The sequence below is a fragment of the Mycolicibacterium peregrinum genome (genome assembly GCF_001665625.1).
Taxonomy (GTDB): Bacteria; Actinomycetota; Actinomycetes; order Mycobacteriales; family Mycobacteriaceae; genus Mycobacterium; species Mycobacterium peregrinum_B.
In genome coordinates this window covers 42,798-56,458 of the sequence record NZ_LZSY01000065.1, presented here as the reverse complement: position 1 = coordinate 56,458, position 13,661 = coordinate 42,798, and the positions used below count along the sequence as shown (strand labels likewise).

Annotated in this window: 14 protein-coding genes; 2 read left to right on the top strand and 12 right to left on the bottom strand. The window is 62.4% G+C overall.

Translation table 11 applies throughout. The features are described 5' to 3' along the window. Positions 1-260 precede the first annotated feature (260 nt). The 8 genes from A5779_RS08750 to A5779_RS08710 all read right to left on the bottom strand — a co-directional run bounded on the left by A5779_RS08750 (position 261) and on the right by A5779_RS08710 (position 7,128). Positions 261-1,754: a hypothetical protein gene (locus A5779_RS08750; protein ID WP_064880907.1), complete on the bottom strand. Its 1,494-nt coding sequence runs from the start codon at positions 1,752-1,754 to the stop codon at positions 261-263. Next, a complete protein-coding gene (locus A5779_RS08745; protein WP_064880905.1) occupies positions 1,751-1,930 on the bottom strand; it encodes a hypothetical protein in 180 nt (59 codons plus the stop codon). The genes A5779_RS08750 and A5779_RS08745 overlap by 4 nt, the downstream gene beginning before the upstream one ends. 141 nt (positions 1,931-2,071) lie before the next feature. After that, the gene (locus tag A5779_RS08740) at positions 2,072-2,413 is read right to left on the bottom strand and encodes a hypothetical protein (RefSeq protein ID WP_064880903.1); all 342 of its coding nucleotides are present in this window, start codon (positions 2,411-2,413) and stop codon (positions 2,072-2,074) included. A gap of 52 nt (positions 2,414-2,465) precedes the next feature. Continuing rightward, a complete protein-coding gene (locus A5779_RS08735) occupies positions 2,466-3,662 on the bottom strand; it encodes a DUF1173 family protein (protein WP_064880901.1) in 1,197 nt (398 codons plus the stop codon). A 1,053-nt stretch (positions 3,663-4,715) separates the two neighbouring features. Continuing rightward, positions 4,716-5,660, bottom strand: a complete 945-nt coding sequence (locus A5779_RS08725) for an alpha/beta fold hydrolase (protein ID WP_165609760.1) — start codon at positions 5,658-5,660, stop codon at positions 4,716-4,718. Next, the gene (locus A5779_RS08720; RefSeq protein ID WP_064880897.1) at positions 5,657-6,160 is read right to left on the bottom strand and encodes a hypothetical protein; all 504 of its coding nucleotides are present in this window, start codon (positions 6,158-6,160) and stop codon (positions 5,657-5,659) included. Before A5779_RS08720 ends, A5779_RS08725 begins: the two co-directional genes overlap by 4 nt. Before the next feature lie 6 nt (positions 6,161-6,166). Continuing rightward, positions 6,167-6,619, bottom strand: coding sequence for a hypothetical protein (locus A5779_RS08715; RefSeq protein ID WP_064880895.1), 453 nt, complete (start codon positions 6,617-6,619; stop codon positions 6,167-6,169). Then, positions 6,616-7,128: a hypothetical protein gene (locus tag A5779_RS08710; protein ID WP_131811615.1), complete on the bottom strand. Its 513-nt coding sequence runs from the start codon at positions 7,126-7,128 to the stop codon at positions 6,616-6,618. The genes A5779_RS08715 and A5779_RS08710 overlap by 4 nt, the downstream gene beginning before the upstream one ends. A 413-nt stretch (positions 7,129-7,541) precedes the next feature. On the opposite strand from A5779_RS08710, the gene A5779_RS08705 reads away from it, so the two are divergent. Both A5779_RS08705 and A5779_RS08700 read left to right on the top strand, forming a co-directional pair. Next, entirely contained in the window at positions 7,542-7,904 is a 363-nt protein-coding gene (locus A5779_RS08705) for a hypothetical protein (protein ID WP_131811614.1), read from the top strand. Between the two features lie 93 nt (positions 7,905-7,997). After that, complete coding sequence (locus A5779_RS08700) at positions 7,998-8,627, top strand: hypothetical protein (RefSeq protein ID WP_064880889.1); 630 nt, start codon at positions 7,998-8,000, stop codon at positions 8,625-8,627. A gap of 22 nt (positions 8,628-8,649) precedes the next feature. On the opposite strand, the gene eccA is transcribed toward A5779_RS08700, so the two are convergent. Genes eccA through mycP form a run of 4 tightly spaced genes read right to left on the bottom strand, consistent with a single transcriptional unit; the run spans position 8,650 to position 13,625 of the window. Beyond that, the gene (gene eccA, locus A5779_RS08695) at positions 8,650-10,500 is read right to left on the bottom strand and encodes a type VII secretion AAA-ATPase EccA (protein ID WP_064880887.1); all 1,851 of its coding nucleotides are present in this window, start codon (positions 10,498-10,500) and stop codon (positions 8,650-8,652) included. Further along, on the bottom strand, positions 10,497-11,876 hold the full coding sequence (gene eccE / locus A5779_RS08690) for a type VII secretion protein EccE (protein WP_082941600.1): 1,380 nt from the start codon (positions 11,874-11,876) through the stop codon (positions 10,497-10,499). The genes eccA and eccE overlap by 4 nt, the downstream gene beginning before the upstream one ends. Before the next feature lie 25 nt (positions 11,877-11,901). Further along, positions 11,902-12,279 (bottom strand): hypothetical protein, encoded by a 378-nt coding sequence (locus A5779_RS32885; protein ID WP_082941599.1) that lies wholly within the window; start codon positions 12,277-12,279, stop codon positions 11,902-11,904. Continuing rightward, positions 12,276-13,625, bottom strand: a complete 1,350-nt coding sequence (mycP, locus tag A5779_RS08685; RefSeq protein WP_236734696.1) for a type VII secretion-associated serine protease mycosin — start codon at positions 13,623-13,625, stop codon at positions 12,276-12,278. The genes A5779_RS32885 and mycP overlap by 4 nt, the downstream gene beginning before the upstream one ends. Positions 13,626-13,661: the final 36 nt, after the last annotated feature.

The following is a 13,661-nucleotide window of genomic DNA, read 5'->3' as shown; positions in this document are numbered from 1 at the left end:
AGCCAGGACCGCAGCGAGTTGTTGCGAATCAAGGGGATCAACGACAGTTGCCCCGCTTGCACGAACCTTATCGCGAGCGGCTGGCGTGATCGGACCGTTAGACGTGCTCTCGATTACCAGGCAATCCCATCCCTCACAGCGAACCGCAGAAACGATCCGTTCGACCCCACCTGCGTGCCACCCGCCAACCCACGTGTGCGTCAGGCCAGCGAACCGGGCAGTCCGGGGGTGCCAATCGATCGGCTTGAATGTGTGGGTGATCACCGGGGAGCCGCCTGTCGGCCGACCGGCTCGGGGCCGACAGACTCAACTGCGTCAAGCGACTCGACCTCGTGGCCCACCACCATGAATGGTGTATCGCCGATCTCTCGCCCGCGCTGGTCGCCGTCGGCGTCGGCGCTGGCGTCGGGCCGAGTGTCACTGATAATCGCAGTTACTCGCGAAGCACGCAGTCCAGCAGGACGGTTGAGCAGCAACAGAACCCTTCCGGCGACCGGCTCCACCAGTTGGATTTGTTCGGTCGCTGGATACCCGTGCTCAGGGTCCCCGTTGAAGCGCCAGATCACCTCGCGGACGACGCGGCCGGACTGGAGCGCCGCAGGAGTGACAATCACCGCCGTGACCGCCTTCACATCGTCGAAGTCGAAGACATAACGACTCCCGTGGCGGCCAGCATGATCGCAGGGATCATGGGCAGTCGCAGCATTGTCGCGCCGAAGCGAGCAGGCCTCACCGCTAGTACTGGCAGGCCGCAGAACACGGCTGCGCGGGCGCCCCGCGCCAGGAACGACATTGACGTCAGTGATCGCCTGGGGTGCAGCAGCGGTCACGGTGTGCGCCGCGGTTGACGCACCAGTGTCAGTGAGGACCCACGCAGCCGCCACGGCAACTGCGAGCACAATGACGACTGCCACGGCACCCGCCGACCGCCGAAGCCGTTCCCGAGGCTGCAGACCGAAAGACAGGATCCCGGTTGATGTGTCCTTAGCGGGAACGAAAGGACGGGCAAGGTATTCGCAGTTCCACTGAACAATGAACTCCGAATCATCCTCGGTTGCAAGGTAGTCGACGTGCTGTATCTCCCTACGGAGCAGAGTGTTATCGGTGAACGCCTCGACCGCCTCATCGCTGATCGAGTAGTAGGCCAGGCCAGGCGATACCGAAAACGAGGTGGCGCGGATGTCAGTTCCCGGCTGTTCGGGCAGAGTTTTCCACAGTACGGCTCCGCGTCGTTTGCGGCTTGCCGGCCCGACGAGCTTGACAAGTGTGCGCGCGAAGCGTTCTTCAGCGTGCCCGATCCTCCACGCCATCCTCATCCTGGCGGCCCGTGTCAGCTTGACCTCTTCGTCGTGTTGAGTCTGGTAGCCAGACAGCCACACGTGCAGGGCCTCAAGGCCGCGGTGAAGACCAATGAACGCACCAGCTGCCGCCGCAGCGAACAGGCACAAGGTGACAGCAACCAGTGCCCACTTCAAGCTGGCGATGTAGTAATCGAGACCGCCGGTCATCACTTTCGTCGGATGGTAAGCGCTGTCGGCCGTGCCAAGGTCCTCCAGGACCCACGGTGCAGCGTCGATGATCAACTTCGCCCACAGGCCCGCCGCCACACCCACAGCCGCGGCCGGCGCCCAAGCCTGTCTTCCTCGCTTGGGCCACGCGCGGCGATACACGTGCACAGACCCGATAATCAGCGCGGATCCGATCACGGCTAACGCGGTGAATGTCGCAAGTAAAAGGAACACTGGCTCGGTCATCGTGAACCCTCGCTTTCGTTGTTGTGCTCGAACTGCTGGTCTTGGCTGCGCATATCCAATTCGGAGGCGCGGCGGTGCAGGTCGGCGGATACGGCTAGAGCGAGAAGAATCACCACTGTGAGCCCGGCTATCGCCCACGTCCGGGACTCGACAACAGTGCTGATCAGTTCGTTCATCGGTTGTTTGTGGCGTGGTAACCCGTTGCTTTAAGCTGCGGGAGGAAACGCCACGTCTCCTTTCGGCTGGTTGTCGGTCTGCACAACTTCTCCCGTGTTTCGCTCATGCTTGGTTGGTGTGTTCTGTTGCGGGGAAGCCGATCACCTGTAGATCAGTGAGATGGGGAACGCGCCGGGCGTGCTCTCGTCGATGTCACGTCGTGTTTGGGTGTCAATCCAGGTGAAGCGCCACTCAGGCTTCGGCGCGATTACGACCGCCCAGCGATGGTGCACCTCTTCGGCGGTGGTTTCAGCATCCTCCGCATCAAGGCCGCCGACTTCGATCTCGAATTCCGTTACCTGGCGGGCGAACTCTTCGTCGCGATCGTGGCCGTAGGCGTAGAACAATCCGCCGTCTTCGTGCTCGATGAACATGTAGCGGTGCTCGACGTCGTACTGTGTCTCGAAGTCCTCGGCGGTGAGCGGGGGATGAACTGTGCTCATTGGTCTCTCCGTAATGTGGGTGGTTGAGTGGCGTTACGAGATGTGTCTTGAGTTAGAGCGGTGATGGCAGATCTGGCATGTCTGCGTCGGTGTTCCAGTTCCATACCGGCAGGCCGGCAATCGAGTCGTCACCTTCGGCCTCTCCGGTAGGCCGGTCGACGAACGCAGCGATGGCCGGAGCGGTGTCGGTGAAGACCAGGGAAGCCATCGGGGTGCTGCTGCCGTTGTACGACAACACCTTCCGGAAGGACCGCTGCTCCTCGATCGCGACGTTCAGCAGCGCACGGTCAGCGTCGCCGGTGAACGGCAACCAGTTGCGATCAGTTGTCATCAGCGACAACTCTTCGACGTTGGCATAGCCAGCTCGTGAGACCGAGAAGGTGCAGATCGCTAACAGCCGGACATCTCCCTCATCGGCCATCTGCCACAGCTCAAGCTCGGTGGCGAACCGCTTGGTGAGCTTGCGATGCAGGTCCGCATCCAGGAACCAGGGGTTCCCGGGCTGGTGCCTGATCTGAACTTTGAACCCGTGACTGGCCGGCTCGATACCTTTCACCTCACCCACGCCGATCAACAGTTTCGCGGCTTTCCCCGGCTGATGACGAGCTGGAGCCCATGCCCTAATCCGACGCTGCTCGATCTCAGACTTCCGGTCGATCGAGAACGGCTCGGGCACAAACAGAGACGGGCCGAGCGGGTTCTTGCGCACAAGCTTGCCGTCCACGGCTGCCCGCAGCCGCTGGTAGACAACTGCCCAGGAGCGATGTCCTGTAAAGGCCGCGTGCCAGGTCGTCAGTTCCGCTTCGTCCCACAGGTAGTGCAAGACCGCACGAAGGGACAATTTGTTGCCGTTGGTCTGAATTGTGCTCGATGGTGAGCCCGAGGGTTCTGGGGCGGAACGATTGCCGGACTTCGACAGTGAAAAGCCCAGCTTGAGCGCCGTTGTGCCATCGCCAGGGTTGTCGACGATTGATTTCTCAGCAACGGCTCCGTAGCCCGAGAGTTCTTCGGGAGGAAGCCAAGAGCGGCACCGATAGTCATGTGCGGCCGCCGTTCCGGGCATCCGCTTGACTATGAGCTGACCACCGGCGGCGGCAATGTACATTTCCACGCCTTGGGACTGACACATGCACAATGGCCGCAGTCGCGCGGCTCTTGCGCGACCAAGAACCTGCTGAGCCTCCGGAGTGTGCACATCATCAAGCAGGTCGCCGTCGACATAGAACGGGCTCGATACTGTGGTCGTCATCGCGTCGGCTCTCCCGCCTCGATGTGCTGCTCCAGGTCTGTGGCTGGTCCGGCGATGGTCGTCGCGCGTGTCAGCTTGGCCATCACGATTTCGCAGCCTCAGGTGGACGCGCTCGGTTGCTTTTCTCGCGCGACCAGACCGGTACGTGCTGCTATCAGTTGGAGACCTACGCCACGTCCCTCGGCCATGATCTGCCTCAACGAGGCAATCGGCCATCTGCTCGGGCAGTTGATCGGTGAGCGGCCCTTCGAGTTCCTGTGCGGACCCGGCGGCCGTGTCTGGCCGATATGCGACTGCTGTGACAGCGCCGTCGGTGCCGGTGATTCGTGAAACGACTTGGCAATCCGGACGGCCAAGGCGTCCATTCCGCACTCAGTGACGCCTGCAGCGGCCTTGCCCCGCCACGCCGGCCACGGCCAAGCGTCGACGTGTGGCTGCACGTCGAGCGGCCATTCGAACCGCCATCGGACCGGCATGAGGCGCTTGAGGGCCCAGGCCCTGCCGGCTGCCGGCTCCGCCGTGATCAGGATCCGTGGAGGCCCCGACATAGGTGTCAATCCTTGATCGGTCATCGGCTCTTCCCCTTTTCATCTTCGTGTGACACCGGATCCGGTGAGTTGCCCTCTTGGGCAGACGCGTTCACTTCGAGTTGGTGGCGCGGGTGTGCATCGTTAGCTCCCACTGCGCTCCTGACGGCAAGAACCGCCGACAAACCCAGTCCCGCTGTGAAGATCGCGACCAAGGCGATGGCGGTGGCATGGCGCCGCGTGCGTTTCAACCGGCCTAGCCCGGCCGGTTGCGATCGGTGGATAGCGTCGGAGCTCGCCGTTCTCACCGGTGTCGGCCTGCAGATCTTCCACCATGCAGGCGCTTTGTTGCGGCCGCAGGCTGGGCATCGACAGCCCACCTCAGCGAGCGAATCGATGCGGCAGTAGCCACACGGCCAAGGACCGGTAGTGGCGACCGCCACATCAGATGGAGGTCGCCCCACAGCAATCGGCGCCAGCTCGGCCTCACCGACTGTCCCGCGGTCCTGCCCACAAGTGTGTGCCCTCATGCGGGTGCTCCGATCGATTCCGCATCGGTGATGGTGCGAAGGATTGCACCGGTGACCATGTCGGCAGCCTCCTGAAGCAGCATGTGCCCGGCGTCGGGCAGATGCAGATGAGTGGCATTAGGAATGAGTGCTGCCATATGTTCGGAATGTGCCGGCGGGGTGAGGATGTCTCTTCCGCCGCTAATCACGGTGGTTCTCGCCGATATCGACGGCAGAATCGTGCGTTGGTCGAAAACCTTTAGCGCTTGCAAGAAGCCAAGCGAAGTCCTCATCGGCGTGCGGCCTATCGCATCGGCCAGCGACTTGGTCACCGACGAGTCGTGGGTGACCAGGCTGCACAGCGGCTGGGCCAGTGCACGTACAGCGCGCTCACCCAGTGCCCGAGGCGCGTGGGTGGCTACCTCGATCAAGGCACCTAACCCGGGAGTATCTAGGAGGCGGCCCAGACCGCATTCGGTGAGCCCGCCAGCCGATGTTCCGACGAGCACAAGTGCGTTCGGATGCACGGGCTGATCGTTGAGAGATCGCGCCAGATAGCTTAAGGCCGACATGCCTCCCATGCTGTGGCCAGCGATGGTCAGTGGCCCAACGACATTCAGGGCTGTGAGAAGCTCGGCGAGGTCCTGGCCCAACCTCTGTGGGGTGTAGGTCGCCAGTGCAGCGCTGCCGGATTGGCCGTGCCCGCGATGGTCGTAGGCGATGACCCGCACACCTGGTTGACACAGTCGTCGATACGTCAGGTACCAGGACCGACGTGACAGGCACAGGCCGTGCAGTAGGACGACGGTGTGGCCGATCGGGCCCGAGGGACGGTAGTCGGTCACCGCGATCTCAACCCCGTCGCTGGTCATCAATGCACGCTTTGAGCTGTCACGGGTCTGAACGCAGCGGCGCGGATCGGTTGCTGCGGGTGAGCGCAGCGTGCAGACTGCGGTGTTCATGCCAGATCCCCCTTGCAACTGTGCAGCCATGGAGCGATCGCCGAGTGCATCACGTCGGTAATCGAATTTCGCTGGCGTGGTGGCAAATTGGTGAGCAGCAGCAAACGTTCGGGAAGCGCCGTGCCCTGGCTCCAAATGTTGGCCGCCTGGCGCCAACCCGGCTCCGTCTCTGCCGCTTCGGTGCTGACGAGCGCGGTCTCTACCCAGTCCATGCCGTTGCTGTCGCCGCGCTGTCGTGATGCCGCGTAGAGAAGCTGCGCCAACGGCTGAACGGCTAGACAGGTCCACAGCTGGTGGGCATCCCCGCTCTGGCGCGGCAGATGATCGAGCAGCGCCTGAGCGATGCCGAGGGACTCGCTAGGTGTGTGGACGTGTTGTGTTGGATCGTTGCCGAGCCTACGACGGACGCTCCGCCGGTTCCGTTCGTGGCGTTGGTGTGCGTACCGCTGGCGGACTTCTTCGAACAACCTCAGTGCGTACCCGGTGTTGTTGAAAGCCATTTTCCCTCAGTGCCTTTCGTACCGTGGCAAGCGTTCGACAGCCGGCAGTTCCCACAGTGCTTCCAATTGAGCTGACTGTCGTTCGTCGTCTTCGCCGATGTTGCCGAGAAATGCCCAGTAGGCGGTTCGATCGCCCTGCTCACTGTCGAGGCGAATGATGGTGCCCAAGGCCTCCAGCGCCCGCAGGTGTGGATAGATACCCGCGCACGGTGCAGGTGCGGCCACAACGTAGACGACATTCCCGAACAGGTCGATCCCGTGGCATTCGACGATGGTTTGACCCTTAACCCGATCGCCAATGGCCGCGCCTACGCCAGGAGGAAGGCAGATGTGGTGATTGCTCGGCCCCAACAATCGGTCGGCGAGTTCACGAGTGGACAGAGGCCGGGGCGCGTCGCGTAATTCGGCGAGGATCTGGTCGCGGAATTGCTCGATGTCGGCCCGGGCGCGGCGGTTCATTGCGGACCTGCCGCTAGTTGACGGGAGTCACAGGTTTGGGCAGGCCCCAGATCAGGAAACGCCGGCACGAGCCAACGGTTGAGACGATCGCGGGCAAGAACGGTTCGGTGCGCGAAGTGATCGGTGATCCATGGTCGCACGTTGGCGAAAAAGCCCTGGGCTGTGATGAGGAACGTGAGTGCTGCGTGCTGGGCGATGAGCGGAATGCCGGGAAGCGCACCGATCAGAAGTGCTTGCCCTATCAGCCACCAGATCAACGCAAAAAGTGCCATGGAGACGAAGAACTGGGCGGCTAGGCGATCGGATCGCGACCTGTGCGAATCAAGGGCACGCAGCTCGATCTTGGCGGCGCGCAGCAAGTCCAGAGACAACGGGGGCCGCAGTTGACAGGATGCCTCGACGCGCCTGAGCCAGTAATGCATTTCAGGGTCTGTCACATCCGCTGCGCACTTCCAGGGCCATCGGATCCGCCACAACGCCTCGGGCAGCGGTGTTCGTACTTTCCCCATGGTTGTTGTCTCCCTATGTAAACGACGAGCGGCCGGACGACGTTGGGTGGATTCAGGGGCCCTGTCCGCCACGTTGAGGGCGCCGCCCAGGCCTGGCGCCGTCTCCGCGCGCGTCGGTCGGGCGTCGGCCGGCCAGTGTTCGCGCGAATCGCCTGAATTCAGAGGCGAGATTCTGAAGGCTGGGGCTCCGCGGTGGATCCGCGGCGGTATGTCTGTGGTCGCAATTAAGTTGCCACCCTGATCGATTGCCACGCCGCACCCCCTTGAGCGACTAGGTGGCCCACAGTGCCCGGGCTACGCATTCGCCGCGCCTACTATCGCTCGATTCTGACAGAAAAAAGCAATAGACTCAATACGTAAACACTAATGAGTCACCGGCCGGTGACGGCGTTGTGAACGAAGAGGAGAGTGCCGTGATCGACCCCACGTCCGCCGAAGCCCTCGACGAAGCACGTACCGATATCAGCGCTGCCCGCGACGCCGAAGCAGCCGGCGACGCGATTCACTGCCATCAATACGCACAGTCGGCAATTGATTACGCGGCGACCACACTGCTCGACCCCGCGGCCACCGACCGCGAAGTTGTTGCCGCGCGGTACTACCTACGGGAAGGGTTCAGCCTCAACGGCCAAGCAGATTTATGCGGCGTCGACAGCATCAACACCGAGCGTGAAGCCGACTCGTTGAGCGAAGAAGACCGCCAGTGGCTCGACGACTACCTGAGCCAGCGCAGCCATGACACCAACCGGCGACACGACTTCAGCCACGGTCGATGAGCGTTGGTAGCCTGCGGCCGACCACCTCAACCAACCGTCAAATATTTCAGACGAACGTCCGAGAATCAAGACGTTTACGTGTACGCTGAAGCCATGACAGCGGCCAGCTACCCCGAACCCCGCACGCCACTTTCGGACGCCGCAACCGATGTCGGCAGACACCTAAACCTCGAGGATCCCAACTGGCTGATCTTTGTGGCGGCCGGCTACATCGGTGCGCACCCCGAGCTGTCGCCGCGCCAGACCAACCTCGATGCAATCACCCTGTTCACCGGTGCCCGGCATGCCATCGACAACTATGTGCGGAACCTGGTCGCCGCCGCCCGTCGCGACGGTGCAAGTTGGACAGCGGTCGGCAAAGCACTCGGCGTGAGCAAACAAACCGCGTTTTCGCGTTACGGCTCGATGGTCGGTGAACGCGACGGCCAGGTGTTCCTCAACGACATCGTCCGAGATCGCGAAATCCCGCTGACCCCAGTGGATTCAGCCACACCCGAGCCCGAATTTGTTGCGGTGCCGGCCACCCCAGCTCAGTTGGTCACGATCGCGAAGCACTTCGAGGGCACCGACGCAGCTCAGCCGGAGAATCTGCCGCTGGTGGCGAATGCACTGATGGTGAACGCCCAGAAACTGGCAGCCAGCGAAGGAGCGGACTGGAGCGATCCGACCGCCGCGGCGAAGTATCTGGAGATCATGCTGGCGATGTTCACCCCCAAGCGGTAGCGAGGCATTGCCGCCAGACTCTCTAACGTGGCCGAGTAGCTTCAATCAAATGGGCAGCATCAATCTTGCCCGGTGCCATAGTCGAGAGCACGGTGCGTAGTGCGGCGCTGACGTCTGTCTCAACCAACGTCGTGATCGCCTCGTCGATCGCGCTGCCATCGAGACCGTCAACTTCATCGGCGATCCGGTGCATCTGCTCTTCGAACGACGCTTCGACCACGTTGCGAATAAACCGGCCATTGCCCAGCACATCGAGAAACCTGCGCCGCACTTCGTCGGGGCCTAGAGCGCCACTGTCCTCATGTGCGGCGATGACTCTGCGTATCTCCTTGTCATCGTCGCCACCGACCACCACGTCGAGCAGGGTCAGCGCGTTGCAGACACGCTCGAGAGTGTCGATGCCAGCAGGCACGATCGTGGAGTCCTTCGCGCCGGCGATCGCAGCGGCGATCTCTGCCAGTTCGGCCGGATTGTAGGACTGGAATCGAAGCCGCCGGGGGAAACGCCCCAGCAGACCCTCATTCGCCGTCAGGAAGCGATCGATCTCGTTTTCGTAGCCGGCGATGATGACCATCAGCCGGTCACGTTCGTCCTCCATACGCGCCAGCAGAGTGTCCACAGCTTCGCGTCCGAAGGCGTCCCCGCCAGATAAGCCGGTCTGTATCAGCGCGTAGGCCTCATCGATGAACAGGACTCCGTCGAGGGCATCGTCAATCAGTTTGTTCGTTTTGATCGCGGTTGAGCCCAACGTCTCCCCCACGAAGTCTGCACGCTTTGCCTCGCGACACTTGGTGGTCTTGAGAACGCCTAGGCCGCAATAGATGTTGGCCACAACTTTCGCAATCGTGGTTTTGCCGGTTCCCGGAGGACCACTGAAGATTAGATGGTGGCTGCGCATGATCGGCTCGAAACCACGCTCGACTCTGACCTTGTTTACCTTGACGTGCGACCGCAGCTTGTGGACCTGGTTTTTGACCTCGTCAAGGCCGATCTGCTTGGTCAAGGTGGCTTCAGCATCGGACAACAGTTTGGCCTGCCGTTCGGCCAGGTCCATTTCGTGTGTGCGTTGGGTGGTGGAGTCCCAGGGATCTGAGCGCGTATCGATCACGGCCGCATCGGTGACTCGGAAGCCGTAGGTGCGATCTTCCAGCGCGGTTCTTGCCCCGACGAAGTCGGGCCAGGCCACTCGGATCTCGGTGAGCAGCATCATTGCCTGTTCCTCTTGTCCCCGTGCTCGGGCGAGAAGGGCCAGGCAGAACTGTGCATCTCGATTAATGGGGTCAGGGTTGGCGGCCTCGTCGGAGGTGTTGGCGCGTTGCGCTGCGGCTGTGGCCCGGTCGAACAAACCGAGGTTGGCCGCCGCTTCTGCTTCGAGCAGGCTCGCAGCGCGCCGCAGCAGAGTATTCATCCATCGTTCACAGCCGGTGAGGGCAGTGAGTACATCTGGCCATCGCTCGGTTCTGCGGTTGAGAACCGCTCGCACGTAGGCGACTTCAGGACGGTCTTGCACGGTGTTGAGATGACTGTGGGCTGCCTCGTACTTTCCCGCGTTGATGAGCGCACCTGCGTAGGCGGCCTGGGCTGAGACGGGGTCGAAGATGTCGAGACGAACCGCTTCCACATCCAGACTTGCGCCCAGTTCTCGCGGCGCCTTGCCCAGGTGGCGCAGATGCGTGCCAAGGTTGCGCGAATGTGTCGACAGTGCCTTGAGAGTTTCTAGCGAATGATCGCCGGCGGCGACTCGACCAAGCAGCGCATCGGCCATCGTCGGGTCGCTTCCCAATGCGATGCTGAACACCTGCAGTGCTTTTCGCGGGGATGTGGGCAGTGCTTTGACGGCCGCGGACAGTGCTTCTCTACCGCGATCGCTCATCGACTCTTCCCTTTGAGTAGGTGACCCAGCACTTGGCTCTCGTTGCGGGGCCGCATGATTGTCAACATGATTTCTCGCCCGCCGGGCATGCGCAGAACCATTTCGGTCGGTGATGTCTGGGTGATGACGATATCGGATGTTGACGGATTCACTGAGTTGATCGTCACCAGGCCATGGCCCCGTTCACCGCCGACCGCCTGCTGGTCGCGGCGATCCTGGCGGTCAGACACGGTCAACGGCGCGTTCGTCTTCTGATCGCCGCCAGAGGTGAGCGTTAGTCGCTCATCGCAGATCGGCTCCCAGGACTCTGGCCTGTCGGTATCGACTGCGGCAACAGCGCCTGCGGCCGTGGCGCGAAGGAGAAGCCGTTGGGCGACTTCGATACTGGTGTTGATCGCCACTCGGGTGAACTTGAGTGGGTCCAGCAGTGACATGAGCCAGGGCTGACCCGATGCTGCCATACCAACGATGAACCCTGACGGGCCTACTGGAAGGATCAAGGTGCGCTTATCGCTGAGCCGTGCAACATGGTGAGCTGGCGTCGTTTGGATGCGGCGAGGCGCCAACGGCAATTGCAGTGAGCGGTGCCCGAGTGGAAGCATGGCCAATAGAGCTGACGATGTCTGCCCGTGGACAGGGTTCAGTTTGGATAGTGGTGGGTGCGGTACGGGTTTGGTGGTGTGTATCCGCACCAATGCCGCAGCCGAGATGGTGGCGTCGGCGTTGCGGGTGAGCCGAATGAGTGTCGCGGTGTGTGTGGAGCGGATCGTCCACACATCGTTGAGCAGCCCACTGGTCAGGTCTGTGCCGGCGATACGGTACGGCGTGACGTACTCGGTTCCCACTTGCAGATGCGACCAATGGGGCTGGTAGTCGTCCAGATCATGTCCGCCCAGCAGGATGCGTGTGGCAGCGTCGAGCTCATCAGAGCTGCAGGTGCTCGCCCTGCATCCAGCCCGCACCGCCGCCTGGCGGATGCGTTCTGTCGCTGTTGCGGTTGCCTCGCTCAGGCTGCCGCGGTAGGTCAAAGCGTCCAAGCATGCTTGCGGATTCAGTCGCAGCACCAACCAGGTTCGACGTTCGCCTACGGCTGGGCGGTCGCCGACGATCTGGTCGTAGCGCGGCGTGTAGTTGCCGTTCATAGGTGTCCGGGAGCCGATCGATAGCACATCGATCGAGCGCAGTTCCAGTCCACCGAACTGGCGCATCAGCGAACACACTGCGTCAAGGGGCACGACGTCGGGGGTGTCGGCACCGTCGGCGACGAGCACTGTGGGTGCAAAGGCACGGCCGTGCAGGGCGATCATGGTGATTGCGTACTTCGGGTTGCCGTTTGCGGTGAGTGCTGGCTGGGAACGGGTAAGGGTTTGGCTCACGAGCAGTCCTTGTCGGTGGGTGTGATCAATCCCAGCGCATTCCGATTGCGGCGGCGCCGATTATCTCGGCGCCGAACGCTTCTGGAACTACGACCGGCTTCCGTCCGCGGCGGGTGTGAAACGCTCGCCACAGCCAACCCGCACTGGTCGCGCCGCGGTAGTTCAGTGTGGCGAGCACAATGATGGCGGCCACGGCGAGGGCAAGCCCCCACCAGGGGATACCCGCGGCGGCCATCGCGGTGACAGTGACCACGGCGATGACCTCGGCAATGATGATGTGTCGCAGGGGAAATCTGACCTGCCATCGTGGCAGTGCTTGTCCCGTGACTGTCTGTGATTCGGCGCGACGCGAGCGGCGGTGGTGCTGGGCGTCGCCTGGGGTGCTGGTGAGTTCCTGGGTCATGACTGTTCCTTCCGGCGCACCAGCAGTACGACCGCCAGCGCAAGTAGTGAGCCGCCGACCAGGACGCCGCTACCGATCAGTGCCACCGTCATCGGGCGGCGGTCCGGAGGTGGTGGCGGCGGTGCGACATGCAGCGGGCGTGACAGGTTCTCCTTGGGCTGAGGGTCTGCCTCGGGTACGTCGTAGTTGAGGGCAGCGACGGGGTTGATTGCCCCATATCCCACACGGTTATCGACTACTGCGGCTGGCGAGTGGGCTGTCTGCTTGATGCGGTCGATGACCTGATGGGCAGTCAGATTCGGATACTTTGCGCGGATCAGCGTCGCTAGCCCACTGACATAGGCAGCCGAGAAGCTGGTGCCGTTCATCGGTAGGAGTACGCCTTTTTCAGGGTTGAAGGTGGCGTTGATCAACTCGCCTTTTTCGTTGAAGCCTTGGATGGCCACCCCGGGAGCGGCCACGCCGATCCATGGGCCGAGCAGACTGATCTCATTCTTTTGATCGTCGATGGCCGGTTGACCGGTGCCGTCGGTCGCCGACACCGAGAGGACGTAATCGGAGAACCAGGCAGGCGTGGAGATGGTTACCACTCCGCGCCAATTCCGGTATTGCTCAGGATCGGCGGTGACCGCATCAATGTCGGGATTCTGGTTGCCGCAGTCCTTATTGCCTCGATTGCCCGCTGCGGCAACGATCACGACGTCTTTTTCTACCGCCGCGTAGCGGATCGCAGCGCCCAGCGTGGTTTGGTCGACCGGTTTAAGCACCGGAACGCAAGCGACAATGCTCATGTTGAGCACTTTGGCGCCAGAATCAGCCGCTCGGACAACTGCTTTGGCCAGGTTGGCGACGGTGCCCGCGCGTCGATCGGAGTCGATGTCACCTGAGGTCGGGTTGGCGGGCACGAACGCATCCGAGGACTGCCGGATGGAGATAATCTCGGCGCCCGGTGCCACACCGACGAAACCGTCGGCCTCTGAGGGTGCACCGCCGATGATGCTGGCGATGATGGTGCCGTGGGAGTCACAGTCGCGCAGGCCATCTGAGTTTTCCTCGATGTAATCTCCGCCTCCGCGCAGGTGGGGCAGCCGCGGCCCTGGCGATATCCCGGTATCGATCACCGCTACCGACTGGCCCTCGCCTTTGCCTGCCGACTTCCACAACTCCGGCAGATTCATGAAGGCCTGTGATGGTCCAGGGGCGCCGAGATCGCTGTTGGGCAATACTCCTGTGACCGCGCAGCCGTGCGCCATTCGTAGTGGTTCGCCGGGCCTGGCTTCGGTGTCGGTCGGTACCGCTGCCGGATCGATTGTCGGCGGGTTGATCGCCTGGGCGGTGCCTGTCACCAGTGGCGCAGTTCCTACGAGGGCGGCCACGCTTGC

Coding starts and splice junctions, on each gene's coding strand:
- A5779_RS08735 (WP_064880901.1), bottom strand. CDS start 3,662: ATGACGACCACAGTATCGAGCCCGTTCTATGTCGACGGCGACCTGCTT.
- A5779_RS08740 (WP_064880903.1), bottom strand. CDS start 2,413: ATGAGCACAGTTCATCCCCCGCTCACCGCCGAGGACTTCGAGACACAG.
- A5779_RS08715 (WP_064880895.1), bottom strand. CDS start 6,619: ATGAACCGCCGCGCCCGGGCCGACATCGAGCAATTCCGCGACCAGATC.
- A5779_RS08710 (WP_131811615.1), bottom strand. CDS start 7,128: ATGGGGAAAGTACGAACACCGCTGCCCGAGGCGTTGTGGCGGATCCGA.
- A5779_RS08700 (WP_064880889.1), top strand. CDS start 7,998: ATGACAGCGGCCAGCTACCCCGAACCCCGCACGCCACTTTCGGACGCC.
- A5779_RS08745 (WP_064880905.1), bottom strand. CDS start 1,930: ATGAACGAACTGATCAGCACTGTTGTCGAGTCCCGGACGTGGGCGATA.
- A5779_RS08750 (WP_064880907.1), bottom strand. CDS start 1,754: ATGACCGAGCCAGTGTTCCTTTTACTTGCGACATTCACCGCGTTAGCC.
- eccA (WP_064880887.1), bottom strand. CDS start 10,500: ATGAGCGATCGCGGTAGAGAAGCACTGTCCGCGGCCGTCAAAGCACTG.
- A5779_RS32885 (WP_082941599.1), bottom strand. CDS start 12,279: ATGACCCAGGAACTCACCAGCACCCCAGGCGACGCCCAGCACCACCGC.
- A5779_RS08720 (WP_064880897.1), bottom strand. CDS start 6,160: ATGGCTTTCAACAACACCGGGTACGCACTGAGGTTGTTCGAAGAAGTC.
- A5779_RS08725 (WP_165609760.1), bottom strand. CDS start 5,660: ATGAACACCGCAGTCTGCACGCTGCGCTCACCCGCAGCAACCGATCCG.